General features: G+C 76.1%; 23 protein-coding genes. 10 read left to right on the top strand and 13 right to left on the bottom strand.

Annotation, left to right across the window (positions count from 1 at the left end):
- Positions 1-29 precede the first annotated feature (29 nt).
- The gene (locus tag ACI780_RS20130; protein WP_457005247.1) at positions 30-2,621 is read right to left on the bottom strand and encodes a diguanylate cyclase domain-containing protein; all 2,592 of its coding nucleotides are present in this window, start codon (positions 2,619-2,621) and stop codon (positions 30-32) included.
- Positions 2,622-2,734: 113 nt separating this feature from the next.
- Positions 2,735-4,426, bottom strand: coding sequence for a diguanylate cyclase (locus tag ACI780_RS20125; RefSeq protein WP_456872429.1), 1,692 nt, complete (start codon positions 4,424-4,426; stop codon positions 2,735-2,737).
- Positions 4,427-4,532: 106 nt separating this feature from the next.
- Between ACI780_RS20125 and pheA the strand changes: the two genes are divergently transcribed.
- The gene (gene pheA, locus ACI780_RS20120) at positions 4,533-5,468 is read left to right on the top strand and encodes a prephenate dehydratase (RefSeq protein ID WP_457005245.1); all 936 of its coding nucleotides are present in this window, start codon (positions 4,533-4,535) and stop codon (positions 5,466-5,468) included.
- A gap of 27 nt (positions 5,469-5,495) precedes the next feature.
- Here pheA and ACI780_RS20115 read toward each other — a convergent pair whose 3' ends face one another.
- Entirely contained in the window at positions 5,496-7,613 is a 2,118-nt protein-coding gene (locus tag ACI780_RS20115) for an MMPL family transporter (RefSeq protein ID WP_456872431.1), read from the bottom strand.
- Positions 7,614-7,673: 60 nt separating this feature from the next.
- Here ACI780_RS20115 and ACI780_RS20110 point away from each other — a divergent pair, with 60 nt between their 5' ends.
- Positions 7,674-8,126 (top strand): MarR family winged helix-turn-helix transcriptional regulator, encoded by a 453-nt coding sequence (locus tag ACI780_RS20110; protein ID WP_457005242.1) that lies wholly within the window; start codon positions 7,674-7,676, stop codon positions 8,124-8,126.
- A gap of 83 nt (positions 8,127-8,209) precedes the next feature.
- On the opposite strand, the gene ACI780_RS20105 is transcribed toward ACI780_RS20110, so the two are convergent.
- The gene (locus tag ACI780_RS20105; RefSeq protein ID WP_456872433.1) at positions 8,210-8,545 is read right to left on the bottom strand and encodes a GroES family chaperonin; all 336 of its coding nucleotides are present in this window, start codon (positions 8,543-8,545) and stop codon (positions 8,210-8,212) included.
- A 271-nt stretch (positions 8,546-8,816) separates the two neighbouring features.
- Here ACI780_RS20105 and ACI780_RS20100 point away from each other — a divergent pair, with 271 nt between their 5' ends.
- On the top strand, positions 8,817-10,070 hold the full coding sequence (locus tag ACI780_RS20100; protein WP_457005240.1) for a hypothetical protein: 1,254 nt from the start codon (positions 8,817-8,819) through the stop codon (positions 10,068-10,070).
- Between the two features lie 72 nt (positions 10,071-10,142).
- Here ACI780_RS20100 and ACI780_RS20095 read toward each other — a convergent pair whose 3' ends face one another.
- Positions 10,143-10,490 carry a metallopeptidase family protein gene (locus tag ACI780_RS20095; protein WP_457005238.1) on the bottom strand — a complete coding sequence of 116 codons (348 nt, stop codon included), beginning with the start codon at positions 10,488-10,490 and terminating at the stop codon, positions 10,143-10,145.
- Positions 10,487-11,917: a GuaB1 family IMP dehydrogenase-related protein gene (locus ACI780_RS20090; RefSeq protein ID WP_457005236.1), complete on the bottom strand. Its 1,431-nt coding sequence runs from the start codon at positions 11,915-11,917 to the stop codon at positions 10,487-10,489. The genes ACI780_RS20095 and ACI780_RS20090 overlap by 4 nt, the downstream gene beginning before the upstream one ends.
- Before the next feature lie 87 nt (positions 11,918-12,004).
- On the opposite strand from ACI780_RS20090, the gene serS reads away from it, so the two are divergent.
- From serS to ACI780_RS20070, 4 genes are all read left to right on the top strand, one after another.
- The gene (serS, locus tag ACI780_RS20085) at positions 12,005-13,306 is read left to right on the top strand and encodes a serine--tRNA ligase (RefSeq protein ID WP_457005234.1); all 1,302 of its coding nucleotides are present in this window, start codon (positions 12,005-12,007) and stop codon (positions 13,304-13,306) included.
- Complete coding sequence (locus ACI780_RS20080) at positions 13,303-14,217, top strand: HAD family hydrolase (RefSeq protein ID WP_457005232.1); 915 nt, start codon at positions 13,303-13,305, stop codon at positions 14,215-14,217. Before serS ends, ACI780_RS20080 begins: the two co-directional genes overlap by 4 nt.
- Complete coding sequence (locus ACI780_RS20075; RefSeq protein ID WP_457005230.1) at positions 14,210-15,013, top strand: HAD hydrolase family protein; 804 nt, start codon at positions 14,210-14,212, stop codon at positions 15,011-15,013. Before ACI780_RS20080 ends, ACI780_RS20075 begins: the two co-directional genes overlap by 8 nt.
- A 70-nt stretch (positions 15,014-15,083) precedes the next feature.
- Positions 15,084-16,697 (top strand): methyl-accepting chemotaxis protein, encoded by a 1,614-nt coding sequence (locus ACI780_RS20070; RefSeq protein ID WP_457005228.1) that lies wholly within the window; start codon positions 15,084-15,086, stop codon positions 16,695-16,697.
- Between the two features lie 120 nt (positions 16,698-16,817).
- Here the strand turns inward: ACI780_RS20070 and ACI780_RS20065 are convergent, their stop codons facing one another.
- On the bottom strand, positions 16,818-17,825 hold the full coding sequence (locus ACI780_RS20065; RefSeq protein WP_457005226.1) for a type IV toxin-antitoxin system AbiEi family antitoxin domain-containing protein: 1,008 nt from the start codon (positions 17,823-17,825) through the stop codon (positions 16,818-16,820).
- 181 nt (positions 17,826-18,006) lie between these two features.
- Complete coding sequence (locus tag ACI780_RS20060; protein WP_456873165.1) at positions 18,007-18,558, bottom strand: bacterial proteasome activator family protein; 552 nt, start codon at positions 18,556-18,558, stop codon at positions 18,007-18,009.
- 98 nt (positions 18,559-18,656) lie between these two features.
- Between ACI780_RS20060 and ACI780_RS20055 the strand changes: the two genes are divergently transcribed.
- On the top strand, positions 18,657-19,886 hold the full coding sequence (locus ACI780_RS20055) for a cysteine desulfurase-like protein (protein ID WP_457005224.1): 1,230 nt from the start codon (positions 18,657-18,659) through the stop codon (positions 19,884-19,886).
- On the opposite strand, the gene ACI780_RS20050 is transcribed toward ACI780_RS20055, so the two are convergent.
- Genes ACI780_RS20050 through ACI780_RS20040 form a run of 3 tightly spaced genes read right to left on the bottom strand, consistent with a single transcriptional unit; the run spans position 19,883 to position 22,272 of the window.
- Positions 19,883-20,533 carry a TMEM175 family protein gene (locus tag ACI780_RS20050; RefSeq protein WP_457005222.1) on the bottom strand — a complete coding sequence of 217 codons (651 nt, stop codon included), beginning with the start codon at positions 20,531-20,533 and terminating at the stop codon, positions 19,883-19,885. The two genes, ACI780_RS20055 and ACI780_RS20050, sit on opposite strands and share 4 nt — an antisense overlap.
- 39 nt (positions 20,534-20,572) lie before the next feature.
- Entirely contained in the window at positions 20,573-21,565 is a 993-nt protein-coding gene (locus ACI780_RS20045) for an NAD(P)H-quinone oxidoreductase (RefSeq protein WP_457005220.1), read from the bottom strand.
- Between the two features lie 29 nt (positions 21,566-21,594).
- The gene (locus ACI780_RS20040; RefSeq protein ID WP_457005280.1) at positions 21,595-22,272 is read right to left on the bottom strand and encodes an NAD(P)-dependent oxidoreductase; all 678 of its coding nucleotides are present in this window, start codon (positions 22,270-22,272) and stop codon (positions 21,595-21,597) included.
- Between the two features lie 155 nt (positions 22,273-22,427).
- Between ACI780_RS20040 and ACI780_RS20035 the strand changes: the two genes are divergently transcribed.
- Complete coding sequence (locus tag ACI780_RS20035; protein ID WP_457005218.1) at positions 22,428-23,411, top strand: AraC family transcriptional regulator; 984 nt, start codon at positions 22,428-22,430, stop codon at positions 23,409-23,411.
- A 72-nt stretch (positions 23,412-23,483) separates the two neighbouring features.
- Complete coding sequence (locus ACI780_RS20030; RefSeq protein ID WP_457005216.1) at positions 23,484-24,086, top strand: hypothetical protein; 603 nt, start codon at positions 23,484-23,486, stop codon at positions 24,084-24,086.
- A 42-nt stretch (positions 24,087-24,128) separates the two neighbouring features.
- Here the strand turns inward: ACI780_RS20030 and ACI780_RS20025 are convergent, their stop codons facing one another.
- Positions 24,129-25,727 (bottom strand): AMP-binding protein, encoded by a 1,599-nt coding sequence (locus ACI780_RS20025; RefSeq protein WP_457005214.1) that lies wholly within the window; start codon positions 25,725-25,727, stop codon positions 24,129-24,131.
- A gap of 85 nt (positions 25,728-25,812) precedes the next feature.
- The gene (locus tag ACI780_RS20020; protein WP_457005212.1) at positions 25,813-26,235 is read right to left on the bottom strand and encodes a PaaI family thioesterase; all 423 of its coding nucleotides are present in this window, start codon (positions 26,233-26,235) and stop codon (positions 25,813-25,815) included.
- Positions 26,236-26,399: the final 164 nt, after the last annotated feature.

The raw sequence follows: 26,399 nt of genomic DNA, 5'->3' as shown, positions 1-26,399 counted from the left end.
ATCTGGGCGAGTGGCCTGGCCCGCCCCACCTACCGGGCGGTGCGGCGGGCGATGCGGGCGGCGAAGACCCCGGCGGCGTGGCCGTTGTCGATCGTGCTGACGACGACGCCCGGGGACGCCGCGGTGAGCATCGTCAGCAGCGCCCCGAACCCGCCGAAGGAGCCCGGCTGCCCGGTCGAGGTGGGCACCGCGACGATCGGCACGTCGGTCATCGCCGCGACCGTCCCGGCCAGCGAGGCGTCGAGCCCGGCGACGACGACCAGGCAGTCGACGTCGTCGAGCAGCGTGCGGTCGGTGAGCAGCGAGCGCAGCCGGCCGCCGCCCACGTCGTCGACGCGCACCACCTCGGTGCCGGTGACCCGCGCGACGAACGCCGCCTCCGCCGCCACCGACGCGTCGGCGCTGCCGGCGCAGAGCACGCCCACCCGCCCGACCGGCTCGGGGACCGGCCCGACGGCGGCCGACATCGCCGCGGCGTCGACGGTGGAGCCGGGGTGCTCGGAGGCCAGCGCGACGAGGGTGTCGGCGCCGGCGCGGACGACCAGCGCGGGCCGGTCGGGGTGCGCGGCGCGGGTCTCGCGGACCAGCGCCAGCACCTGCTCGGTCGAGCGGCCCACCCCCCAGACGACGTCGGGCTCGGCCGGCACGGGGCGCCCCGGCGGCGCGGCGGGCGCGGGGCCCAGCGACGGCTCGCCGGGGGCGCCGAGCGACAGCGGCGGGTCGGCGGGACGGGGCGCGGGGGTGCTCAGCAGCGGCGAGAAGCCGCCCACCGGGTCCAGCGGCGAGGCCGGCACGGACGCAGGGCGCGGCGTCGGCAGCGGCGTGTCCGGTGCGCGGGTCTGGGTGAGCGCGGACAGCGCCACGACCCGGTCGCGGCCGCTGCGCTTGGCGTCGTACAGCACCCCGTCGGCGGCGGCGAACAGCGTGCGGCGGTCGTCGCCGCGGGTGGCCGAGGCGATGCCGACGCTGATGGTCACCGGCACGGGGACACCCAGCGCGGCCCAGTCGTGGCCGGCGACGGCGCGGCGGATCCGCTCGAGCGCGTGCTCGGCCTGCTCGGCGGTGGTGTCGGGCAGCAGGACGACGAACTCGTCGCCGGCCCACCGGCACACCTCGTCGGTGTCGCGGCAGCCGGCCAGCAGCAGATCGGCGACCGTGCGCAGCACCGTGTCCCCGCCGGGGTGGCCGACGGCGTCGTTGATCGCCTTGAACCGGTCGACGTCGACGACCGCCAGGGCCGGGGTGGTCCCCGCGCTGAGCAGCCCGTCGAGGCGCGCCTCGGCGTAGCGCCGGTTGGGCAGGGAGGTCAGCGGGTCCTCGTAGGCCTGGCGGCGCAGCTGCCCGGCGGCCCGCTCGTTCTCCAGCAGGCTCTTGCGCCGGCCGAACAGCTCCACCCAGCGGGTGCGCCGCTCGTCGACCCGGTCGAGCTCGTCGGCGAGGTAGGCCTGCAGGTAGGGCAGCGCGCGCCCCGCGTCGTCGAGCTCGGCGTGCAGCGTGCACAGCTCGCGCAGCGCCGCCCGCCGCAAGCGCGGCAGGCCGTGCTCGGTGGCCAGCGCCAGCGCCTTGGCCAGCTGCTGGTCGGCGCCGCGGCCGTCGCCCTGCCGCCGCAGCGCGCGGCCCAGGGCCAGCAGGGCCGAGGCCAGCAGCGCCCGGTCGCCCCGGGCGCTGCTGGTGCGGACGGCGGCGCGCAGCGGGCCGGTGGCCGCGGCGTGCTCGCCCAGGCCGACCAGCGCCCAGCCGTGCACCACCTGCGCGGCGACGACGCCGCCGGCGTCGGGCGGCAGCTGGGCCAGCGCCCGCTCGGCCAGCGCCCGCGCCTCGGCGAACCGCGGCCGGGCCGAGTCGGCGTCGCCGTCGTCGAGCAGGGCCTCGCCGAGCTCGGCGCACAGCTCGCCCAGGCAGGTGGCCGCGCCGGCGGCGAGCACGTCGGGGTCCTCGTCGGGGCCGAGGACGCCGGCGGCGGCCGCGGCGGTCGCCGTCTCCAGCGCGCGGCGCTGGTAGTCCAGCGCCAGCGGCATGAGCTCGAGGTCGGCCAGGACGCCGGCGAGGGTGCCGAGCGTGTCGACCAGCAGCGCGCTCGGCGGCAGCTGCGGGTCGAGCAGGCTCGCGGCCTCGACCGCCTCGTCCATCGCGGCGTCGATCCGGCGGGACAGCAGCTCGATGCGGGCGTGCCGGGCCAGCCCCGCGGCACGCTGCACGTCGTCGTCGCTGGCGTCGAAGGCGGCCTTGGCCGAGCGGACCAGCGCGATGGCCAGGGCGGCGTTCGCGGCCGACTCCGAGCGCGGGTCGTCCTCGCCCGCCTCCGCGGCCGCCGCACCGTCGCCGCGGTCGAGCAGGCCGGCGACGCCGGCGTGCAGGTCCAGCGACTCGGTGGCCTCGGGCGCGTCGAGGGGCTCGCCGACCAGCGTGAACCCGGCGACCCGCAGCCGGCGCACCAGCAGCTCGGCGCGCAGGGTGTCGGCCCAGGCGCGACCGAGGCCCGCGGCGTCGGCGGGGTCGGCGTCGGCGGGGACCTCGTACGGCGAGGAGGGGTCGACGACCGACAGCAACCGCTCGGCGTCGTCCAGCTGCCAGTTGGCGAGGGCGGCGGTCACCCGGTGGTGCAGGGCTCCCGGTGGCACCAGCGCACTGTGCACGTCGTCAGGGAGGGAGTCGAGCGCCCGGGCTCCGGCACGCCGGAGCCGACCGCCGGCGTCGTCCGTCCCGTCACTGGCGTCCCAGGCGGGGCGCCCCGTCACGGCGCCGCCCCGCCCGCGGGCAGGTCGTCGTCCGCCGTGGGCGCGTCGTCGACGAGCCCGGGGGCGCGCACCCGGTTGCGCCCGCCGCGCTTGGCCGAGAACAGGTGCAGGTCGGCGGTGTCGAACAGCGACCGCCAGCCGACCGGCGCGTCGCGGTCGTCGGCGACCGCGGGCGCGGTGGCCACCCCGATGCTCACGGTGATCGGCTCGGACAGCGGCAGGTCGGCCCAGTCGGCCTCGGCGACGGCGGCCCGCAGCCGCTCCGCGGCGGCCAGCGCCTGCGCCTGCGTCGCGGCCGGCAGCACCACGAGGAACTCGTCGCCGGCCCACCGGTACACCTCGTCCCCGGCCCGGCTGTGCTCGCGCAGCAGCGCCGCCACCCGCCGCAGCACCTCGTCGCCGTGGGAGTGCGAGGCGTCGTCGTTGACCTCCTTGAACCGGTCCACGTCGACGACGGCCAGCGACAGCGGCTCGGCGCCCAGCCGCATCCCGGCCAGCCGGCGCTCGGCGCTGCGCCGGTTGCCCAGCCCGGTGAGGGCGTCCTCGAGGGCGTGCCGGCGCAGCACGGCGGCCTGCCGCTCCACCTCGCGCAGCCGGCTGCGGCGGACGAACATCTCCGCCCACAGCTCCCGGCTGCGCGCGTGCGCCCGGCCGGTGTCGGCGCGGTAGGCCTCCAGCCAGTACAGCGCCTCGGCGGGGCGGCCCATCGCGGCGGTGGCCTGGCCGAGCTCGAGCAGGCACTGCCGGTAGCGGCGCCGGTCGGCGGTCGCGGCGAAGGCGCCGGAGGCGTCGACGAGCAGGTCGGTGGCCTCCTCCCCGCCCCCGCCGCCGCTGTGCTCCTGCGAGAGCCGGGTCAGCAGCCGGGCCAGCGCGAGGTCGGCGTAGCCGCGCAGCCACGTGCCGCCGCCGCGGTGCACCCGCCGGTGCACCGACCGCAGCGGGCCCAGCGCGCCGTCGAGGTCGTCGTGGCAGCACAGCGCCCAGGCCTGGACGACGTCGAGCAGGTCCTGGTCGCCGGGCTCGGGCTCGACGGGCAGCGCCCGGGCCTCGGCGGCCGCGGCGAGGGCGGTGCCGGCCAGCGCCCGCGCCCGCGCGGCGTCCCCGCGGCGGCGCAGCGTCTGGGCGAGCTCGACGTTCTGCTGCGCGCACAGCCGCAGCAGCTGCCAGCGGTCGGTGAGGTCGGGCAGCCGGGCGGCGACCTCGTGTCCCCGCTCGGCGTGGGCGACGGCGAGCTCCTCGAGGTCGAGCGCGGTGAGGGTGAGGGAGAGCCACAGGTGCGCCTGGTGCAGCACGCGGGTCGGCTCGGCGGGGACCTGCTCGGTGAGCAGGCTGGCGTCGACGGCGAGCAGCATCGCGGCGTCGAGGTGGTCGGCGGCGGCCTCGACGTGCGCGAGGTAGGCCAGCACCAGGGCCGTGCCCGCCGACGCCGGGCAGGCGCCGAGGGCCTCGCGGGCGGTGGCGACCCCGGCCGCGGTGGCCTCCCGGTCGCCGTCGACCAGGCCGCGGCGGGCCGCGAGCGCCGCGGACCAGGCGGCCCAGCCCGGGTCGCCGGCAGCGGCCAGCGCGGGCTCGGCGTCGTCGAGCTCGGCGCGGAAGGCGTCGGCGTCGTCGCGGGAGCTGGCCACCAGCAGGCGGCGCAGCGCAGCGTCGAGATCACCCTCGGTGAGGGCAGACGGGCCGGGGGTCACGCACCCCTCCTCCCCGACGCCGGTCGTCCGGCCGCTGCTGGCCGGCGGTGAGGCAGCTCCCCCCGGACGGGACGGGGCCCCTGCCCGACCGCACTACCCTCGTCGGGTGCCCCAGACGCCTCCGACGCGGTTCGCCTATCTCGGGCCCGAGGGTACCTTCGCCGAAGCGGCGCTGAGCAGGGCCGTCGCCCCCGGGGAGGGTGTCCGGCAGCCCGCCGCGAGCGTCGCCGCGGCCCTGGCGGCCGTGCGCGCCGGCGAGGCCGACGCCGCCCTGGTGCCGCTGGAGAACTCGGTCGAGGGCTCGGTCCCGGCCACCATGGACGGCCTGGCCGAGGGCGACCGGCTGGTGGTCACCCGCGAGGTGTTCCTGACCGTCTCCTTCGTCCTCGCCGCGCGACCTGGGGCGACCCTCGACGCCGTGGGCAGCGTGGTCAGCCATCCCCACGCGCTCGCCCAGACCGCGCGCACCCTGGCCGGCCTGCTCCCCGGCGTCCCCGCGCTGCCGGCCTCCTCGACGGCGGCCGCCGCCCGCGCCGTGGCCGAGGGCGCCCACGACGCCGCCGTCTGCGCGCCGATCGCCGCCGAGCGCTACGGCCTGGTGCCGCTGGCCGAGGACGTCGCCGACCACCCCGGCGCGGTCACCCGCTTCGTGCTGGTGTCGCGGCCCGGGGCGCTGCCGGTCCCGACCGGCAACGACAAGACGTCGCTGGTGGTCGTCGTCGCCGACCGCACCGGCGCCCTGCTCGACGTGCTGCGCGAGTTCGCCGTCCGCGGGATCAGCCTGACGCGCATCGAGTCACGGCCCACCCGCGACCGGCTGTGGGTGTACTCCTTCTCCCTCGACTGCGAGGGCCACGTGGCCGAGGCGCGGGTGGGGGAGGCGCTGGCCGCGCTGCACCGGGTGTGCGAGGACGTGCGCTTCCTCGGCTCCTACCCGCGCGCCGACGGCCGCACCAACCGCCCGGTCCCCGACGAGTCGGCCGACACGGCCTTCGCCGAGGCCGGGCGGTGGCTGGCGCGCCTGCGCACCGGCGAGGTCTGACCGGGCACTTCCGCGGAAGTGCCCGCTCTAGGCGGGCTCCAGCTCCCGCTCGGGCTCGGGCTCCGGCCGGCGGGCCAGCCGGCCGGGCCACCAGGTGCGGTCGCCGAGCAGGTACACCGCCGAGGGCACCACCAGGGTGCGGACGACGAAGGTGTCGAGCAGGACGCCGAAGCCGACGATGAACGCCAGTTGCACGAGGATGAGCAGCGGCAGCACCGCCAGCGCCCCGAAGGTGGCCGCCAGCACCAGGCCGGCGCTGGTGATCACGCCACCGGTGACGGCCAGCGCGCGCAGCACCCCCTGCTTGGTCCCGTGCCGCTGCGACTCCTCCCGCGCCCGGGTCATGAGGAAGATGTTGTAGTCGATCCCCAGGGCGACCAGGAACACGAAGCCGATCAGGATGATCGTCGGGTCGCTGTCGGCGGTGCCCAGCAGCGGCTCGAAGACCAGCGCCGAGACGCCGATGGTCGCGGCGAAGCTCAGGACGACGGTGCCGAGCAGCACCAGCGGCGCGACGATCGCCCGCAGCAGCAGGGCGAGCACCACCGTGATCACCAGCAGCACCAGCGGCACGATCACCCGCAGGTCGCGCGCCGAGGTGTCGAGGGTGTCGAGGTTGGTGGCCGTCGTCCCGCCGACCAGGGCGTCGGGGTCGGCGTCGCGCACCGCCTCGCGCAGGTCGGCCACCGTGCGCTCGGCCGCGATGCTGTCGGCGGCGTCGGCGAGGGTGGCGTCGAGCTGCACCAGCCCGTCGACCTCCTGCGGCTGGGCGTCCGGCGCCGGCGGGCCGTCCGACCCGGTCACCGGGGTGACGGCGGCGACGCCGGGCACCGCGGCGGCCGCGGCCGCGACGTCGGGCCAGGTGTCGGCCGGCGTGACGATCACCGCGGGGCTGCCGCTGCCGGCGTCGAAGTGGCGGGCGAGCGCCTCCTGGCCCTGGGCACCCTCGGGGTTGCCGCGCACCGCCTCGGACAGCGGCAGCCCGTCGGCCTGGAACGTCGGCGCGAAGACCGCGGCGGCGAGCAGGGCGGCGACGCTGATCGCCAGCACCCGGCCGGGCCGGCGCCCCACCGCGTCGGCGGTGCGCTGCCACCCGCCGTTCCGCTTCGGCTCGCTGCCGTAGCGGGGCCGGAAGGGCCAGAAGGCGGCGCGGCCGAGCAGCACGAGGACGGCGGGCAGGAAGGTCAGCGAGGCGACCACCGCGAGGACGACGTTGACCGCCGAGATCGGCCCCAGGCCGCGGTTGGAGGCGAGGTCGGAGAACAGCAGGCAGAGCACGCCCAGGACGACGGTGGCGCCGGAGGCCAGGATCGGCTCGACCGAGCGGCGCAGCGCGACCCGCATCGCCGCGACCGGCGACCGCTCCACCCGCAGTTCCTCCCGGTAGCGGGCGACGAGCAGCAGGCCGTAGTCGGTGGCCGCGCCGACCACGAGGATCGAGGCGATGCCCTGGCTCTGCCCGTTGACGGTGATGATCCCCTCGCGGGCCAGCAGGTAGGAGACGGCCTGGCCGGCGGTCAGCGCGAGGCCGGCCGTGCCGATCACCAGGAACGGCAGCAGCGGACTGCGGTAGACCACCAGCAGGATGAGCAGGACGACGCCGAACGCGGCCAGCAGCAGCAGCCCGTCGATGCCGGAGAAGCCGTCGGCGAAGTCGGCGAACACGCCGCCGGGGCCGGTGACGTAGGCGGTGGTGCCCTCGACGTCGTCGACGGCCCGCATCTCCTGCACCACCTCGGGCAGCGCCTCGCCGAGGTCGGCGCGCAGCGGGACGACGGCCTGCAGCGCCTCGCCGTCCTCGCTGGGGATCGGCGGGGAGGGCTCCCCGGCCAGGGCGTCGGCCTCCTCCGCGACGGCGGTGACCTCCGCGAGCGCGTCGCCGACCGCCTGCTGGGTGGCCGGGTCGATCGGGCCGTCGCCCTCCCACACCAGGACGACCGGGATCGCCTCCTCGTCGCGGAAGCGCTCCTGGAGCTCGGTGACGCGGGTGGACTCCGCGCTGTCGGGCAGGAAGGCGGCGTTGTCGTTCTCCTGCACCTCGGTCAGCCGTCCGCCGATGGCCCCGAGGGGAGCGGCCAGGCCGAGCCAGAGGACGGCGACCAGAGCGGGCAGGAGCCAGCGCAGGAGGGTGGTGCGTCGGGGCATCGGGGGTGACCCTTCGGTGCTCTAGAATCTCGACGTTCGAGACATTACGGGGGTGGGTGGATGACGCGCAACGACAGCGACCGGGTGGCGGTCACCCTCTTGCTGCGACGGCTGACCGTGGAACTCGACGCCGTCGGTCAACGCTTCGCCGACGCGCACGGACTCGGACGCACCGACGTCCGTGCGGTCATCGCGATCATGGACGCCGCCCGCGCCGGCGAGCCCCTCACCGCCGGGGGGCTGGGCGCCGCGGTGGGTCTGAGCTCGGCGGCGGTGACCGCACTGCTCGACCGGCTGGAGCGGGCCGGTCACGTGCAGCGCGTGCGCGACGCCGCCGACCGCCGCCGCGTCGTCCTGCAGATGACCGAGCCGACGATGGCGGCCGGCGCCGCCTTCTTCGGCGGGCTGCAGCGGGAGCTCATGGCGGCGATGGCGGACTTCACCGACGACGACGTCGCCGTCGTCCGCCGGTGGCTGGCCGGGATGACCGAGGTGATCACCGCCCACCGCTGAGCGCTCGCGCACCGATCGGCATAGGAAGCGATACGCACGTCCTGGAGCCCAGGACGTGCGTATCGCTTCCTGTGCCTGGAGCCCTACAGGTACAGGCCGGTGGACTCCTCGATCCGCTCGGCGGCGACGGCGTGCACGTCGCGCTCGCGCAGGATGATCAGCTCCTCGCCGTGGACCTCGACCTCGTGCTGGTCCTCGGGGGAGAAGAGCACCTGGTCGCCGACCTTCACCTGGCGGACGCCGGAGCCGACCCCGCGCGCCTCGCCCCACACCAGCCGCTTGGCCACCTGCGCGGTCGCCGGGATGAGGATGCCGCCGGTCGAGCGACGCTCGCCGTCCTCTCTGCGGAGGGACACGAGGATCCGGTCGTGCAGCATCTTGATCGGCAGGCCGCTGCCCTTGGCGACGTCGGATGGCACGCGATCACGGTACGCGGGGGCCTGGTCGACCCCTGAGCACCCGACCCGCTGCTGTCTCGCTCGGGGCCCCCTGTGGCAGGTGGAGCCATTCCAGAAACCCGGGACTGCTGTGACGAGTGGTGCGACTCGCCAGTGAACGTCCACTTTCGATCAAGTTCTTTGGCAGTTTTGGAGACCCTCGAGGCACGGAACAGTCCCGTCTCATACAGGGGACACAACGTCACACCTCGGCGCCCGCGCGGCGCCGGTGCTGTTCCGGAGAGGGTGAGAAGTGAACGCAGGAACGAAGGGCCGCCGCTCGGTGGCCTGGCAGCTGGCGGCGGGCGCCGCGGGCCTGTCGGTGGCGCTGGGCGGCTCGGTGCTGTTCCCGGGCCTCGCCGCCGCGGCCGATTTCGACGATGAGACCTGGGTCGGCCCGGTCATCACCGGCCACTCGACCTGTGAGTCGACGGTGACGCTGGAGTTCGCCGAGGTCGTCGTCGACGAGGAGACCAGTCAGAACTTCTCGTACTGGGCAAACGTCTCCGCCGCCCCGGAGGCCGGCAGCTCGGCGGGCGACGTCGTCCTGGACGAGACGGAGTGGCAGGAACTCACGGTCCTGCCGTTCGGAGACGGCCTCGCCGCCGAGGTCCCGCTGACCGATGGGAAGAGCTACCGCATCGTCCTCGAGGCCCGCGAGGACAGCTTCGGGAGTTTCCGGAAGAGCGCGGACAGCGAGCCACTCGACGTCGCCGTCTCCGGGGCCCCGTGCGGTACCGAGAACCCCGGCACGCAGGACCCCGGCACGCAGGACCCCGGCACGCAGGACCCGGGCACGCAGGACCCGGGCACGCAGGACCCGGGCACGCAGGACCCGGGCACCCAGGACCCGGGCACCCAGGACCCGGGCACCCAGGACCCGGGCACCCAGGACCCGGGCACCCAGGACCCGGGCACCCAGGACCCGGGCACCCAGGACCCGGGCACCGAGGAGCCGACGCCTGAGAAGCCGGTCGACATCCCGGTGACCCCGGTCAAGGACCCGGGCGGCACGCCGCAGGTGCCCAGCGCGCCGATCGTGCCGGCCACGGTGCCCAGCACCCCGCTGAAGCTGACCACCGACCAGGGCGCCGACACGGAGCTCAGCGTCGGGGAGAAGCTGACGATCAAGGGCGAGGGCTTCATGCCCTTCTCGAGCGTCTCGGTGATCATCTACTCGGAGCCCCGCGTCCTGACCACCGTCGTCGCCGACGCCCAGGGCCGCTTCGAGGTCGAGGTGACCGTCCCGGCGGACCTGCCGGCCGGCAACCACTCGCTCGTGGCGACGGGTGTGGACCCCGACGGCAACGAGCACTTCCTGCGCCTCGACGTCACCGTCGACGAGGCCGGTGCGGTCGCCGTCACCACGGCGTCGTCGTCCGGCGGTGCGCTGGCCTTCACCGGTGCTGAGCCGCTGGTGCCGGCCCTGCTCGGTGGCGCCACGCTCGTCGGTGGTGGCCTGCTGGTCCTGGTGAGCCGTCGCCGCAAGGCCGCGCAGCAGGACTGACCCACACCAGGTAGACGCCGGCGGCCCCGGCGGTCCGCTCCCCAGGGAGTGGCCGCCGGGGCCGTCGTCGTGTCAGCCCCAGCCGAGCTCGTGCAACCGCTCGTCGCCGATGCCGAAGTGGTGGGCGATCTCGTGGACGACGGTCACCGTCACCTCCTCGACCACCTCCTCGGCGGTCTCGCAGATGTCGCAGATGGCCTCGCGGTAGATCATGATCCGGTCCGGCAGCGTGCCGCCGTACTGCCAGCCGCGCTTGGTGAGCGCGAAGCCCTCGTAGAGCCCCAGCAGGTCGGGCTCGTCCTCGTTGCGGTCCTCGACCAGCACGACGACGTTGTCCAGCAGCGCCATGAGCTCGGCCGGCACCGCGTCGAGGGCGTCGGCGACCAGCGACTCGAAGACCTCGCGGGGGAGCGGCCTCACCAGCTGGTGGGCAGCGGGCGGCCCTCCTCGTAACCGGCCGCGCTCTGCACCCCCACGACCGCGCGCTGGTGCAGCTCGTCGATGGTGCGGGCGCCGGCGTAGGTGCACGACGAGCGCACCCCGGCCACGATGCCGTCGACGAGGTCCTCCACGCCGGGGCGGGCCGGGTCGAGGTACATGCGCGAGGAGCTGATGCCCTCCTCGAACAGCCCGGCGCGGGCCCGCTCGAAGCCGCTCTGCGCCGCCGTCCGCGCCTTGACCGCGCGCGCCGACGCCATCCCGAAGGACTCCTTGTACAGCCGGCCGCCGTCGTCGTGCACGTCCCCGGCGCTCTCGTAGGTGCCGGCGAACCAGGAGCCGACCATCACGTTGGCCGCGCCCGCGGCCAGGGCGAGCGCGACGTCGCGCGGGTGGCGCACCCCGCCGTCGGCCCACACGTGCCGGCCCAGCCGGCGGGCCTCGGCCGCGCACTCCTCGACGGCGGAGAACTGCGGCCGGCCGACGCCGGTCATCATCCGCGTGGTGCACATCGCGCCGGGGCCCACCCCGACCTTGACGACGTCGGCGCCGGCCTCGACCAGCTCGCGGGTGCCCTCGGCGGTGACCACGTTGCCCGCCACGACCGGCGTCGTCCCGGCCACCGCGCGGACCGCGCGCACCGCCTCGACCGCCTTCTCCTGGTGGCCGTGCGCGGTGTCGACGACGAGCACGTCGACCCCGGCGGCCAGCAGCGCCGAGGCCTTGCCGGCGACGTCGCCGTTGATCCCGACGGCGGCCGAGGTGAGCAGCTGGCCGGTCGCGTTGACCGCGGGCGTGTAGAGCGTCGAGCGCAGCGCGCCCTTGCGGGTGATGACGCCGACGAGCCGGTCGCCCTCGACCACCGGCGCGGCGCTGACCCGCTCGCCGGAGAGCACGTCGAACGCCTTCGGCAGGTCGGTGCCCGCGGGGATGGTGAGCGGGTGCTCGGCCATGACCTGCCCGAGCTGGCTGAACCGGTCGACGCCCTGGCAGGCGCCGTCGGTGACCACGCCCACCGGCACGCCCTCCTCGACCACGACGACGATGCCGTGCGCCCGCTTGGTCATCAGCGACAGCGCCTCGCCGACCGTCGACGTCGGCGACAGGGTGATCGCGGTGTCGTAGACGGGGTGCCGGGCGTGCACCCAGGACACGACCTCGGTCACGACGTCGACCGGGATGTCCTGCGGCAGCACCGCCAGGCCGCCGCGGCGGGCGATCGTCTCGGCCATCCGGCGGCCGCTGATCGCCGTCATGTTGGCGACGACGACCGGGATCGTGGTGCCCACCCGGTCCGGCGTGGTCAGGTCGACCTCGAGCCGCGAGCCCACGGTGCTGTGGTTGGGCACCATGAACACGTCGGCGTAGGTGAGGTCGGTGGCCGGGCGGTTGCCGCCGAGGAATCGCATGCCCCCGAGTGTCCCAGCACTCCCCCGTGCGGGGAGGTGTCACCGCGGGTCCGGCTCCTCCCGGGCGCGCCTCTCTACGATCGGGGGGTGATCGACCTGCGCCTGGTGCGCGAGCACCCCGACGTCGTCCGTGCCAGCCAGCGCGCCCGCGGTGCCGACGAGTCCCGGGTCGACGCGCTCCTGGCCGCCGACGAGGCCCGCCGCGCCGCCGTCAAGCGCGCCGACGACCTGCGCGCCGAGCAGAAGACGGCCTCCCAGGCGGTCAAGAAGGCCGGCCCCGAGGAGCGGCCCGCCGTCCTGGAGCGGGCCCGGGCGCTCGCGGCGCAGGTGAAGGAGGCCGAGGAGGCCCAGCGCGCCGCCGACGCCGCCCTGCGCGCGGCGCACCTGGCCATCCCGAACGTGGTCGCCGACGACGTCCCGCCCGGCGGTGAGGACGACGCGGTGACCCTCCGGACGGTGGGCGAGGTCCCGTCCTACGACTTCGAGGTGCGCGACCACCTGCAGATCGGCGAGGCGCTCGGCGCCATCGACACCGAGCGCGGCGCCAAGGTCTCCGGCGCGCGCTTCTACTTCCTCACCGGCCCCGGCGCGCTGCTGGAGTTCGCCCTCGCCCAGCTGGCGATCACCCGCGCGGTGGCCGCCGGGTTCACCCCCGTCGTCGCCCCCGCGCTGGTCAAGCCCGAGGCGATGGAGGGCACCGGCTTCCTCGGCGAGCACGACGAGGAGGTCTACCGCGTCGAGCGTGACGACCTCTACCTCGTCGGCACCTCCGAGGTCGCCCTGGCCGGCATGCACGCCGACGAGGTCCTCGACCTGTCGGCCGGCCCGCGCCGCTACGCCGGCTGGTCGTCCTGCTTCCGCCGCGAGGCCGGCTCCTACGGCAAGGACACCCGCGGGATCATCCGCGTGCACTGGTTCGACAAGGTCGAGATGTTCAGCTTCTGCCGCCCCGAGGAGGCCGCCGCCGAGCACCTGCGGCTGCTCGCCTGGGAGGAGGAGTTCCTCCAGGCGCTCGAGCTGCCCTACCGCGTCGTCGACATCGCCGCCGGCGACCTCGGCACCAGCGCCGCCCGCAAGTACGACATCGAGGCGTGGTTCCCCAGCCAGGGCACCTACCGGGAACTCACCAGCACGTCGGACTGCACCACCTTCCAGGCCCGCCGGCTGGCCATCCGCTTCCGCGACGCCGACGGCCGGCCGCAGCCGGCGGCCACGCTCAACGGCACGCTGTGCGCCATCGCGCGCACCATCGCCTGCCTGCTGGAGGTGCACCAGCGCGCCGACGGGTCGGTGCACGTCCCGGTGGCGCTGCGGCCCTGGCTGGGCGGGCACGAGGTGCTCACGCCCGGCATGACGCTGGCCGCGCCGGTCCCCCCGGCGGCTGCGTGAGCGAGACCGTGCCCCGCGCCGTCCTCTCCGGTCACGTCCCCTCCCCGGACGCCGACCGGGTGGTCGAGCCCGGCGACCTCGGCAGCTGGCGCCCGCGGCTGGTGGCCAGCGACCTCGACGGCACGCTGCTGACCTCCGAGGGCGTGGTCAGCCCGCGCACCCGCGCGGCGCTGGACGCCTGCTGGGCCGCCGGCATCCCCGTCGTCGGCGTGACCGGGCGCGGGCCGCGGCTGCTCGACAGCGTCCGCACCGCGCTCGACGGGCGCGGCATCGCCGTCCTCGCGCAGGGCGGCTACGTCGTCGACCTCGACCGCCGCGAGGTGCTGCGCGCGGTGGGCCTGCCGCGCGAGCAGGCCATGGCCGTCATCGAGCGGATCGAGTCGGTCGCCGGCGACCTGATCCTGGCCGTGGAGGACGCCGCCGAGCAGGCCGAGGCGTTCGCGCCGCTGCGGGTGCAGCACGGCTTCGACTGGCCCTACCCGGAGCCGGCGCACCTGCTGCCGCGCCACGCGGTCGTCCCCGAGGGAGCGGTGCTCAAGGTGTTCCTGCGCTCCTCCACCCTCGGCCAGGACGAGCTGCTCGCCCGCGCCCGCCGGGTGGTCGACCCGGCCGAGGCCGAGGTCACCCACGCCGGGCTGGGGTTCATCGAGGTGCTGCCGCCGGGCGTCACCAAGGCCACCGGCCTGGCCGTCGCCCTCGAGCACCACGGCGTCGGCTTCGCCGACGTGCTCGTCTTCGGCGACATGCCCAACGACCTGCCGATGATCACCGCGGTCACCGAGGCCGGCGGGCGGGCCGTCGCGGTGGCCAACGCCCACCCCACCGTCCGCGCGGCCGCCGGCGCGCTCACCGGCGGGCACGACGCCGACGGCGTCGCCCGCTACCTCGAGGCGGTGCTCGCCGGTGTCTGACTGGCGCCCCCGGCTGATCGCCAGCGACATGGACGGCACGCTGCTGCGGTCCGACGACACCGTCAGCGACGCCACGGTCGCCGAGCTGCGCCGCTGGCAGCACGACGGCGTCCCCGTCGTGCTCGCCACCGGCCGGCCGCCGCGCTGGATGCACCGCATCCGGCAGGTCGTCACCGAGGGCACCGCCGTCTGCTGCAACGGCGCGGTGCTGCTCGACCTCGGGCGCTTCGAGATCCTCGAGGAGGAGGCGCTGCCCCCGGCGGTGCTCGGCGAGATCACCGCCGGCCTGCGCGCCGAGCAGCCCGGCACCTGGTTCGCCGTCGAGTACGGCCTGGAGTTCCGTCACGAGCCGGTCTACCGGCCGCGGTGGGACGTCGACGCGCCCGGCGTGGCCGAGGCCTCGCTGGAGGAGATGGTCGCCGCGCCCGCGGCCAAGCTGCTGGCCCGCCACGAGGACCTCGACCGCGACACGTTCGTCGCGCTGGTGGAGCGCGTGGTCGGCGACCTCGCCACGGTGACCAACTCCTCCTCCGACGCCCTGGCCGAGATCTCCGCGCGCGGCGTCACCAAGGCCAGCGGGCTGGCCCGGGTCGCCGCGCGGCACGGCGTCGGTCCCGAGGACGTCGTCGTCTTCGGGGACATGCCCAACGACATCGCCGCCTTCGACTGGGTGCGCGAGGGCGGCGGCCGGGCGGTGGCCATGGCGCACGCCCACCCCGACCTGCTGGCCGCGGCCACCGACGTCACCGTCGGCAACGACGACGACGGCGTCGCGGCCTTCCTCGCCGCCCTCTAGCCCGGCTTGAGATCGCGCCCTCCCTGCCGATGTGTCGAAGCGACCGGCACCCCGCCACGGAAGGCGATCCATGAGCCAGACCCCCGCCCGCGTCCCGACGGCCGAGCCCGTCTCCTCCGGCTGGAGCCTGCACACGAGGCTGCTCGGCGCGATCCTCGTCGTCGCGCTGACCACGCTGGGGGTCGGGCTGTTCGGCATCGCGCGGATGTCGGTCCTCGCGGACAAGGCCGACCAGGTGCACGGCGAGGGCGCCACGCCGCTCGACGGGCTGCGCCGCCTGCAGGTCGACTGGTGGGAGCTGTCGGCGCACACCGCGCGGGCCAACATCCCGACGCTGCCGCCGGCCACCCTCCAGGAGGCCCGGGAGTCCGCCGCCGCCGCGGGGGAGGCCATGGTCGAGCACGCCGACGCCGTGGCCGGGATGCCGCTGTCCGACGACGCCCGCGCCGGCTTCGAGGAGTACCGGACCGCGTCGCAGACCTACCTGACGGCGCTCGCGCGGCTGCAGACCCTGCCGCCGACCTCGCCCGACGCGCTGCCGCTGCTGCAGACGATGTCGCAGAACGAGGACGTCATCGAGGAGTCGCTGACCGCGGCCACGACGTCGGCCGCCGCGGCCGCCCGCGCGACGGTCGCCGAGGCCCGTGACGCCTACGCCTCGGCGCGCACCCTCACGCTCGTCGTCGTCGGCCTGGGCCTGGTCGTCTCCGTCGTGCTCGCCCTCGCGGTGGCGCGCAGCGTGACCCGGCCGGTGCAGCGGATCCGCGAGGTCCTCGGCGAGGTCGCCCGCGGTGACCTGCGCGTGCGCGCCGGCGCCACCGGCGGCGGTGAGCTGGGCGAGGTGGCCCGGTCGCTCGACGAGACCCTCGACGCGCTCGGCGGCGTGCTGACCCTGGTCCGCGACTCCGCCGACCGGCTGCAGGGCGCCTCCACCCAGCTCGACACCGCCGCCGGCAGCATCGCCGAGTTCTCCCGCGCCGCCTCCGACCAGACCGACGTCGTGGTCGCCTCGGCCGGTGAGGTCGCCGCCAGCGTCGACACCGTGGCCACCGGCTCCTCGCAGATGGAGTCGGCGATCCGCGAGATCGCGCACAACGCGACCGAGGCCGCCCGGGTCGCCGGTCAGGCCGTGGGCGTCGCGGAGACCACCACCCGCACCGTCGGCAAGCTCGGCGACTCCTCGCAGGAGATCGCCACCGTCGTCAAGCTGATCAACGGCATCGCCGAGCAGACCAACCTGCTGGCGCTCAACGCCACCATCGAGGCCGCGCGGGCCGGCGAGGCGGGCAAGGGCTTCGCGGTCGTGGCCAGCGAGGTCAAGGAGCTCGCCCAGGAGACCGCGCGGGCCACCGAGGACATCTCCCGCCGGGTCGAGGCCATCCAGGCCGACACCGCCGGCGCCGTCGAGGCGATCAGCCGGATCAGCTCGGTGATCGGCGAGATCAACGACTTCCAGGCGACCATCGCCGCCGCCGTGGAGGAGCAGACGGCGACGACCAACGAGATGAACCGCAACGTGGCCGAGGCGGCGGGCGGGACCCGTCAGATCGCCGCGGCGATCACCGGCCTGGCCGACGGCACCCAGCAGACCAACGCCCGCGTCGGCGACGCCCGGCAGGCCGCCGCCGAGCTGGCGCGGATGAGCGGGGAGCTGCAGGACGCCGTCCGCCGCTTCTCCGTCTGAGCGCGTGCTCCGCCGGGATCAGGTGACCTGATCGTCGGGCGTCCTCCCGCACCGCCCACCGTGCAGGAGGACGCCCGCAGGTGAGGGAGGACGTCGTCCGGGCGCCGCAGCGCGGGCCGCTCAGGCGACGGCGTCCTCGGGATCGGCTCCCGGCTCGGGGCACCGGACCACGCGGAACGGGCGAGGGCCGGCCGGCGGCTGGGCGAGCAGCCGGGCCACCCGTGCGAGCGCCTGGCTGGCGGGGCCGAGGTTCTCCTGCGTGACCCGGACGACGCGGACGTCGTGGTCGCGGATCCGGTCCTCGCGCCGCTTCTCGTCCCACAGCACCGCCTCCGGCGAGCGCCCGTCGCGCGGGGCGGCGTACTTGACGCGGCCGTCGAACTCGACGGCCAGCGCCGCCTCCTCGTACCAGGCGTCGACCCGGCCGAGGAAGCCGCGGGGACCGTGCAGCTCCACCTGCAGCTCGGGGCGGGGGAGTCCCGCCTGCAGCAGCGCCAGCCGCCCCCGCGTCTCCAACGGCGACTCGGCGCGGCCGTCGGCGAGGCCGAGTGCACGTGCGGCGGCCCCGATGCCCACCCAGTGCGTCTGCCGCAGGACGGCGGCCTGCAGGGCGCCCCGCCCCACCTGCTGTCCCTGCATCGCCGCGTCCATGGCGACCACGGCGTCGACGAGGGACCAGTCGCGCGCGCAGTCGACGAGGGTGCGTGCCGCGGTGGTCACCCGGAACGCTCCGTCGTCCACGACGTCCTCGGCAGGCAGGGCGGCCGCCGCGATGCGGTACCCCCGGCCGCACCGCCACTCGTCGGCGTGGGTGAGGCGCACGTCGTCGTCGACCTCGCGCGGCAGGACGAGCCCGTGGAAGCGGGCCGCCGACGCATGGCTCAGGACCGGGCCGGGGTCCAGGACGGCGAGCGCGGCCGCGCACACCAGCAGGTGGCGTGCGCGCGGGTCCTCGGCCGTCGCCAGCCACCGCGCCGTCGGCACGTACACGCCCCGGCGCAGACGGTGCCAGGCCCGGGTGCGCACGGCACTGCGGACGTCGTCGGGGCGGTAGCCGGCGCGCCGGGCGTCGTCCACGGTGAAGACGCCGCCACGACGCCGCGCGGCGAGTTCCAGGTTCGGGTCCACGCGGGGAGCCTGCGCCTGCGGAGCGCTCGCGGGGACGGTCCGGGCGGATCCGTGGACGGGCTCCGTCGGCGCCCGCGACCTGTGGACAACCGCGTCCTCCCGCACCACAGCGCGTCCTCCCGCACCGCAGGACGTGCGGGAGGACGCCCCGCGATCAGGTCACCTGATCCCGGCGGAGCCCCTACAGGTACTGGCCGCCGCCGGGGCGGGGCTCGGCGGCGGCGCCGGGGCCGCCGGGCAGGGCGCGACGGCGGATCTCCTCCAGCTGCGCGCGGGCGGCCATCTGCTGGGCGAACAGCGCCGTCTGGATGCCCTGGAACACGCCCTCCAGCCAGCCGACCAGCTGGGCCTGGGCGATCCGCAGCTCGGCGTCCGACGGCGTCTGGTCCTCGCTGAACGGGGAGGTGATCCGGCGCAGCTCGTCGGAGAGCTCCGGCGCCAGGCCCTGCTCGAGCTCGCGGATCGAGGAGGCGTGGATGTCGCGCAGCCGGGCGCGGCTGGCCTCGTCGAGGGGCGCGGCCCGGACCTCCTCGAGCAGCTGCTTGATCATCGTGCCGATCCGCATGACCTTGGCCGGCTGCTCGACCATCTCACCGATGTTCGAGCCGCCCGCCTCGCCCTCCCCGCCCGCGGGGCCGGCGGCGGGCACGGGCATCGCGCCGACCGGCCGCCCGTCGGGGCCGACGACGAGGACCTGCTGCGGGCGCTCACTGCCGTTGCCGGGTGCCGTCATGCCCCCATCCTGCCCCCGGCCGTCGGCGGGCGAACGCCGGGCGCGGGGCCTCGGTGCGGCGGCGCGGGCCCCGGACGGCGCCAACTAGGGTCGCCCGCATGCACCCGGGGGAACCACGGCTGGACGTCGCGCGCGTCCGCGGCCAGTTCCCCGGGCTGTCCGACGGCTTCGTGCACACCGACGCCCCGGCCGGCACCCTGCTGCCCGAGAGCGTGGTGCACGCGGTGTCCGCCGCGATGCGGGTGCCGGTGGCCAACCGCGGCGGGGTGTTCCCCGCGTCGTCGCGCACCGAGGGGCTGGTGACCGGCGCCCGCGCCGCGGTGGCCGACCTGGTCGGTGGGGTCCCCACCGGCGTCGTCCTCGGGCCCAGCATGACCACGCTGACCTACGCCGTGGCCCGGGCGCTGGCGCGCACCTGGCGCCGCGGCGACGAGGTCGTCGTCAGCCGGCTCGACCACGACGCCAACATCCGGCCGTGGCTGACCGCGGCCGCCCAGGTGGGCGCCGTCGTCCGGTGGGCGGAGGTCGACATCGAGACCGGTGAGCTGCCCGCCTGGCAGTACGACGACCTCATCACCCCGCGCACCCGGCTGGTGGCGGTCACCGCCGCCAGCAACGCGATCGGCACCCGCCCGGACGTCGCCTCGATCGCCGCCCGCGCGCACGCCGCCGGGGCGCTGGTCTACGTCGACGCCGTGCAGGCCGCGCCGCACGTCTTCCTCGACCGGGCCACGCTCGGCGCGGACTTCCTCGCCGTCTCGGCCTACACCTGGTGCGGGCCGCACGTGGGCGCGGTGGTGGCCGACCCGCAGCTGCTCGCCGAGCTCGACCCCGACCGGCTGCTGCCCGCGCCTGACCGGGTGCCCGACCGGTTCGAGAACGGCACGCCGCCGTTCGAGCTGTACGCCGGGGTCACCGCCGCCGTCGACCACCTGGCCGGCCTCTGCGAGGACGCCACCGGCAGCCGCCGGGACCGGCTGCGCGACTCCATGACCGCCGTCGCCGCGTACGAGGGCGGCCTGTTCGAGTGGCTGGACCAGGCGCTGCGCGCCATGCGGCACGTGCAGGTGGTCGGCTTCCCGGAGCACACCACGCCGACCCTGTCGTTCACCGTCTCCGGCATGCGCCCCCGCCAGGTGGCCGCCGAGCTCTCCCGCCGGGGGATCTGCGCCTGGGACGGCGACTTCTACGCCCGCGAGCTGTTCGACGCCCTCGGCGTCAACGAGGCCGGCGGCGCGGTCCGCCTCGGGCTGGCGCACTACACCACCGCCGAGGAGGTCGGCTACGTGATCGACTCCGTGGCCGCCCTGCGCGGCGCGCTGCTCTAGGCGCCGGCGGCGCGGCGGCGGACCAGGACGCCGACGACCGGGTTGACCACGAGCAGTCCCAGCCACGACAGCCGGGCGGCGGAGGAGGAGACCAGGTACGCCACCGGGATCGACGCGAGGAAGAACGCCGGCGGCACGAGCTGGGGGACCAGCTCCAGCCGCATCCGCCGCGGTGACGGCGGCGCGCTGACCAGGCCGGTCCGGCACGCCAGCACGTACATCGCCGCCTCCGTCGAGGAGACCACCGCGACGTTCGCGGCGAAGACGGCCGTCGCCAGCGGCTCCTGGTGCTCCCCCATCGCGTCGGTGCTGAACGGCAGCAGCACCACGAAGGCGAGCAGCACGAGGTCCACCGTGACGAGGCGCCCGCTGAGGTGGTGCAGCCGCGCGACGAAGGCGTGGTTGGCCCGCCAGTAGAACGCGACGATGGCGAAGGCCACGAAGAAGGCCACGAGCTCGGTCCCGATCGCCGCCCACAGGGCGGCGGGATCGGCCCAGGCGCCGGCACGGTCCGTGCCGTCGAGGGTGGTGACGAGCAGGGTGAGCGCGACGGCGTAGGTCCCGTCGGAGAAGGCGAGCGCGCGGTCGAACTCCGGTGTCCCCCGGGCGAAGCGCGGCGACCGCGGGTCGGGGAGGTCGTCAGCCACGCCCGCAGGGTCGCACCCCGCGCCCTGCACCAGGGGCGGTCAGGCGTCGGGGAGCAGCAGCACCTTCCCGATGTGCTCGCTCGCCTCGACGACGCGGTGCGCCTCGGCCGTACGGGACATCGGCAGCCGGCGGTCCACCACCGGCCGCACCACGCCGCGCTCGACGTCGGGCCAGACGTGGGCGAGCACCGCGGCGACGATCGCGTCCTTGCCGCCGGGTCCGGTCACCGGGCGCGAGCGCAGCGCCGTCGCCGCCACCGACGCCCGCTTCGCCAGCAGCTTCCCGAGGTCGAGCTCGGCCCGCGCGCCGCCCTGCAGGCCGATGACCACCAGCCGGCCGCCGACGGCGAGGGCGTCGACGTTGCGGGCCAGGTACTTCGCGCCCATGTTGTCCAGCACGACGTCGACCCCGGCGCCGCCGGTCTCCTCGCGGACCCGCTCGACGAAGTCCTCGGCCGTGTAGTCGACGGTCACCTCGGCGCCGAGCTCCCGGCAGAACGCCCGCTTGGCCGCGCTGCCGGCGGTGGTGAACACCCGTGCCCCGGCGCGGACGGCGAGCTGGATCGCCATCGTGCCGATGCCGCTGGACCCGCCGTGCACGAGGAAGGTCTCGCCCCGGCGCAGGCCGGCGAGCTGGAAGACGTTGGACCACACCGTGCAGGCGACCTCGGGCAGCGCCGCGGCGGTGGCCAGCTCCACCCCGGCCGGGCGGGGCAGCAGCTGCGCGGCCGGGACGGCGACCCGCTCGGCGTAGCCGCCCCCGGCCAGCAGCGCGCACACCTCGTCGCCCACCGACCAGCCGACGACGCCCTCGCCGACCTCGCTGACCACGCCACTGCACTCCAGGCCCAGGACCTCGCTGGCGCCCCGGGGCGGCGGGTAGGAGCCGGCGCGCTGCATCAGGTCGGCCCGGTTGACGGCACTGGCCGCGACGTCGACCACGACCTCGCCCGGGCCGGCCACGGGATCGGGGACCTCACCCCAGCCGAGCACCTCGGGTCCGCCGGGTCCGCTGGTCGTCACCGCACGCATGCGCCGACCCTAGGAGGCCGGACGCCCGCTCAGGTGCTCGGTGCCGGAGCCGGGGACGCCGCCGCGCCGGAGACGGTGACACACCTGCCGCCCCCGTCCGCGGCGACCAGGTCGGCCAGCACCTCGCCCACCGCGCGCCGGGAGACGTGCATCCCCGCGGTGTCCCCGGTCGGTGAGGTCGCGGCCGGCTCGTCGCCGTCGGTGAGGTAGACCGGCTGGACGATCGTCCAGTCCAGGCCGCTGTCCCGGACCAGCCGCTCCTGCCGCTCGTGGTCGTCGATCTGCGGCCGCAGCAGCAGCGCGAACACCAGCCGGGTCGACAGCGGCAGCCGGTCGCGCGTCTCCCCGACGCCGTAGGACGACTGCACGACCAGCCGCGGCACGCCCTGCTCACGCATGGCGGCGACCACCGCGGCCGTGCCGCGCGACCGCACGTCCAGCGGCGTGCCCCGGCTGCCCCGCAGCCGCACCCGCAGTGGGTGCTCGCTGATGCCGAGGGTCACCACCACCGCGTCCTGCCCGCGGACCGCCCGCGCGACGTCGGCCGGCACCGTGGCGTCGCCGTCCACGGCCCGGACGCCGGGACGTCCGGCCCGGGCGGCCGACGCCCGCCGGGCGAAGGCCGTCACCTCGTGTCCCCGCGCGGTCAGCGCCTCGACCGCCGCCCGTCCGGACCCGCCCGTCGCTCCCACCACCAGCACGCGCATCCCGCTCACCTCTCGCGGTCCTGCCGACCCTCGTGGCCGGTCGCCGTCGAGCCTGGCGGGCCGGCCGGTCCCGGCCCATGACCGCGCGTCCGGCGTCCGTGCCCGTTCGTCCGGCGGACCTGGACGCCCGGTGCGGCGCTCAGCAGGCTGGTGCCGTGCACGCGAACGAGGAGACCTCCGCGGATCCCGGCCGGCCGTGGACGCCGGTCGACCCGCTCGGCGGGGTGCTCGCCGACCTGCGGATCCGCGGCACCTTCTACTGCCGGGCGGAGGCGACCGCGCCCTGGGGCGTCGAGATGCCGGCGCTCGCCGGGTGCATGAGCTTCCACGTCGTCACCCGGGGCGCCTGCGTCCTGGAGGTCGACGGCGACCGGCACGAGCTCCGCGTCGGCGACCTGGCCCTGGTCCCGCACGGCCGCGGCCACCTGCTGCGCAGCGCCCCGGAGGCGCCGGTCTCCGGCCGGGCCGACCTGCTGCCCCAGCAGTACCTGGGGGACCACTACTCCGTCCTGCGGCTCGACGGCGGCGGTGCCGCGACGGGGATGGTCTGCGGGGTGGTCGAACCCGACCGGCCCGGGACGGCCCACCTGCTCGGCCTCCTGCCGCCGGTGCTGGTCGTCGACGCGGGCAACGGGGCCTCCACGGGCTGGCTGCCGATGCTGCTGCGGGTCCTCGCCGACGAGCTGGCCGAGGACCGGCCCGGCGCCGAGGCCGTGGTCACCCGGCTCGCCGACGTCGTCGTCCTGCAGGCCGTCCGGGCGTGGCTGGACACCGCGGCGACGGGTCCCGGCTGGCTGCGGGCCCTGCGCGACCCGCAGGTGGGGCGGGCGGTCGCGCTGCTGCACCGCGAGCCCGGCGCGGCGTGGACCCTGAGCCGGCTGGCGCGGGAGGCCCGGATGTCGCGGTCGTCGTTCGCCGCCCGCTTCACCGAGCTGGCCGGGGAGCCGGTGATGCACTACCTGGCCCGCTGGCGCATGCACCTGGCCACGGTCGCCCTCGGGCAGGGTGCCCGGGTCGGAGAGCTGGCCGGGCGTCTGGGGTACGAGTCGGAGGCTGCCTTCTCCCGCGCCTACAAGCGCGTCGTCGGCGTGCCCCCGACCGCGGCGGGGGAGTCGGTGCCGTCGGGGGCCGCGGGCTGACCGGCGGCCCGCGGGACGGCGTCCAAGCTGCTCGCAAGTGCGCTGCAGGAGCCCGGCGGCACCGTCTGCGCCATGACCACGACGACCCCCGTCCGCGTCCCGGCGCCGCGCACCCCCGACCACGACACGCTGCCGGCCACGCGCGGCCGCGCGGTGACCTCCCTGAGCGACCCCGCGCTGGTGTCCCGCGCGCTGCGCTCGGGGACCCGGCTGGCCGCCGAGGCGCTCACCGGCGTCGCCTTCGACGACCCGTGCTGCGCGGCCCGGCAGCGCGAGCTGGTCCGCTGGACCGCCGGCGTGGTGGCCGAGGTCCGCGCGCACCCGGGGCTGCGCCGCGACGGCGACGTCGCCCTCGACGCCGTCCTCGCCCGCACCGACCTCGCGCTGGCGCTGTTCGCCCGCGAGCTGAGCGCCGGTGCGCCCGCTCTCGCGCTCGCCCTGACCGATCTCGCCGACCTCGTCGAGGCCCGCCTGCGCGAGGCCGCCGCGCTCCCCGGCCCCGCGCGGCGCGGCGCCCGTCAGGCGCTGTTCGCCCTGCCCCGGCTGCTCGACGCCTGCCACCCCGCCGAGCAGGCGGCGGTGCTGCGGACCGCCTCCCGCGCCGAGCTGCTCACCCTGCGGCTGGGGGCCCGGCGCCACGCCGCGACGCGCGACGCCGTCCTCGGGGCCCGGTGACGGGCGGCCGGGGACGGCGTCGGCGCTCTGCGGGATCGGCCGTCAGACGCGTGCCTTGAGGTCCTTGCGCAGGATCTTGCCGGCCGCGGACTTGGGCACCTGCTCGATGAACTCCACCGCCCGGATCTTCTTGTGCGGCGCCACGCGGGAGGCCACGAACTCCATGACCTCGTCCTCGCTGATCTCCGAGCCCGGCGCCCGCACCACGAAGGCCTTGGGCAGCTCCTCGCCGCTCTCCTCGTCCTTGACCCCGATGACGGCGGCGTCGGCGATCTGCGGGTTGCCGACCAGCACGGCCTCGAGCTCGGCCGGGGCCACCTGGTAGCCCTTGTACTTGATCAGCTCCTTGACCCGGTCGACGACGGTGTAGCAGCCGCTGTCGTCCACGATGGCGACGTCGCCGGTGTGCAGCCAGCCGTCGGCGTCGAGGGTGTCGGCGGTGGCCTGCTCGTTGTTGAGGTAGCCCTTCATCACCTGGGGGCCGCGCACCCACAGCTCACCGCGCTCGCCGGGGGCGGCGTCCTCGCCGGTGGAGGGGTCCACCAGCCGGCACTCGGTGTTGGGGATCGCCAGGCCCACCGAGCCCTTGGGGACCTCGCCGGTGAAGCCCTCCGGCTCGCCGCCGTGGTCGGGGGTGGTGTGCGAGACCGGGGACAGCTCGGTCATGCCGTACCCCTGGCCCACCGTGACGCCGCTGTCGGCGCCGCGGCGCAGCCGCGCCTGCGCGGCCTGGGCCAGCGCCTCGTCCAGCGGGGCCGCGCCGGAGAGGATGGAGGTCAGCGACGACAGGTCGAACTGGTCGACCATCGGGTGCTTGGCCAGCGCCAGCAGGATCGGCGGGGCCACGAACGCGCGGGTGATCTTCTGGTCCTGGATGGTGCGCAGGAACTGCTCGAGGTCGAAGCGCGGCAGCGTCACGACGGCGCCGCCCCAGGCCAGCCCCTGGTTCATCAGCACGGTCAGGCCGTAGATGTGGAAGAACGGCAGGACGGCGATGATCCGCTCGTCGGCGCCCAGCTGGATCAGCGGGCGGCACTGGGCGACGTTGGCCACCAGGTTGCGGTGGGTCAGCATCACGCCCTTGGGCAGGCCGGTGGTGCCGCTGGAGTAGGGGAGCGTGACCAGGTCGTTCGCCGGGTCGATGTCGACCTGCACCGACGGCGCGTCGCTGCTGATCAGGTCGAGCAGCGAGGCGTGCCCCTCGGCGCCGTCCATGACGATCACCTCATCGACCGGCGCCTGCTCGACGGCCTCCAGCGCCCGGTCGAGGAACGGCGAGACGGTGACGAGCACCTTCGCGCCGGAGTCCTTCAGCTGGAAGGCGACCTCGTGGGCGGTGTAGAGGGAGTTGATCGGGCTCATCACGCAGCCGGCCTTGGCGATGCCGTGGAACACCACCGGGTACCACATGGTGTTCGGGCACAGCACCGCGACGACGTCGCCCTTGCGCAGCCCGCGGGCGGCGAGCGCGGCCGCGACCCGGTCGACGTAGGTGGCCAGTTGGCCGTGGCTGATCGAGTCGCCGGTCAGGCCGTCGACCAGCGCGGGCGCGTCGGGCTTCTCCCGCCCCGCGGCGAGGACGAAGTCAGGGACCGACAGGTCCGGGATCTCGACGTCGGGGTAACGACTGGCCAGAGCCACGGTGCTCCTCCTCGGCGGGGACGTAACGGCGCCAGTCTCACACCCGGGCTGTGGCGCAGGACACGGGGGTTACTCGCCGGTCACCTCATCGGGGCCACAGCACCGACTGGGTGCACCGGAACAGCGCGAGCGTCCTCCGGGCGTCGGACGTGACGACGGCGTCCCACACCTGGGTGGAGCGGCCTGCGTGCGCGTTGGTGGCCACCGTCCGGATGCGGCCCTCGCGGACGGTGCCCAGGAAGTTGCTCTTCAGCTCGATGGTGGTGAAGCCGACCGCGCCCTCGGGCAGCAGCGCACGCGTGGCCAGCCCGCAGGCGGTGTCGGCCAGGGCGACCACGGTCGCCGCGTGCAGGTAGCCGTTGGGCGCGAGCAGGTCGGGGCGCACGTCGAGGGCGGCCTCCAGACGCCCGGGCTCGTGCGCGGTGACCGCCAGGCCCAGCAGTCCCGGCAGCGTGCCCGGCAGGAGCTCGTTGAGCTCGTCGGCGGTGAGGAACCCGGTGGCGGCCACGGGCGGGAACCGTAGCGCCGGCGCGGGTCACCGGGCGGCGGAGTCGGCCGTCCCGTGGCGCGCGCGCCGTGCCGCACGATCAGGTGACCTGATCGTGCCGCGGGCGGGGGGCCCCCCCCCCCCCGGCCGCCGCCCCGCGCCGGGGGGGGCCCCGCCCCGCGGGG

The organism is Geodermatophilus sp. SYSU D00814, from assembly GCF_054050055.1.
The sequence above is the reverse complement of the archived record's forward strand: the minus strand, read 5'-3'. Positions and strand labels throughout refer to the sequence as shown.

Excerpts from the sequence above, each read along its gene's own strand:
- ACI780_RS20115 (WP_456872431.1), bottom strand. The coding sequence starts at position 7,613 with ATGCCCCGACGCACCACCCTCCTGCGCTGGCTCCTGCCCGCTCTGGTC.
- ACI780_RS20110 (WP_457005242.1), top strand. The coding sequence starts at position 7,674 with ATGACGCGCAACGACAGCGACCGGGTGGCGGTCACCCTCTTGCTGCGA.
- ACI780_RS20090 (WP_457005236.1), bottom strand. The coding sequence starts at position 11,917 with ATGCGATTCCTCGGCGGCAACCGCCCGGCCACCGACCTCACCTACGCC.
- ACI780_RS20070 (WP_457005228.1), top strand. The coding sequence starts at position 15,084 with ATGAGCCAGACCCCCGCCCGCGTCCCGACGGCCGAGCCCGTCTCCTCC.
- ACI780_RS20060 (WP_456873165.1), bottom strand. The coding sequence starts at position 18,558 with ATGACGGCACCCGGCAACGGCAGTGAGCGCCCGCAGCAGGTCCTCGTC.
- ACI780_RS20055 (WP_457005224.1), top strand. The coding sequence starts at position 18,657 with ATGCACCCGGGGGAACCACGGCTGGACGTCGCGCGCGTCCGCGGCCAG.
- ACI780_RS20045 (WP_457005220.1), bottom strand. The coding sequence starts at position 21,565 with ATGCGTGCGGTGACGACCAGCGGACCCGGCGGACCCGAGGTGCTCGGC.
- ACI780_RS20040 (WP_457005280.1), bottom strand. The coding sequence starts at position 22,272 with ATGCGCGTGCTGGTGGTGGGAGCGACGGGCGGGTCCGGACGGGCGGCG.
- ACI780_RS20030 (WP_457005216.1), top strand. The coding sequence starts at position 23,484 with ATGACCACGACGACCCCCGTCCGCGTCCCGGCGCCGCGCACCCCCGAC.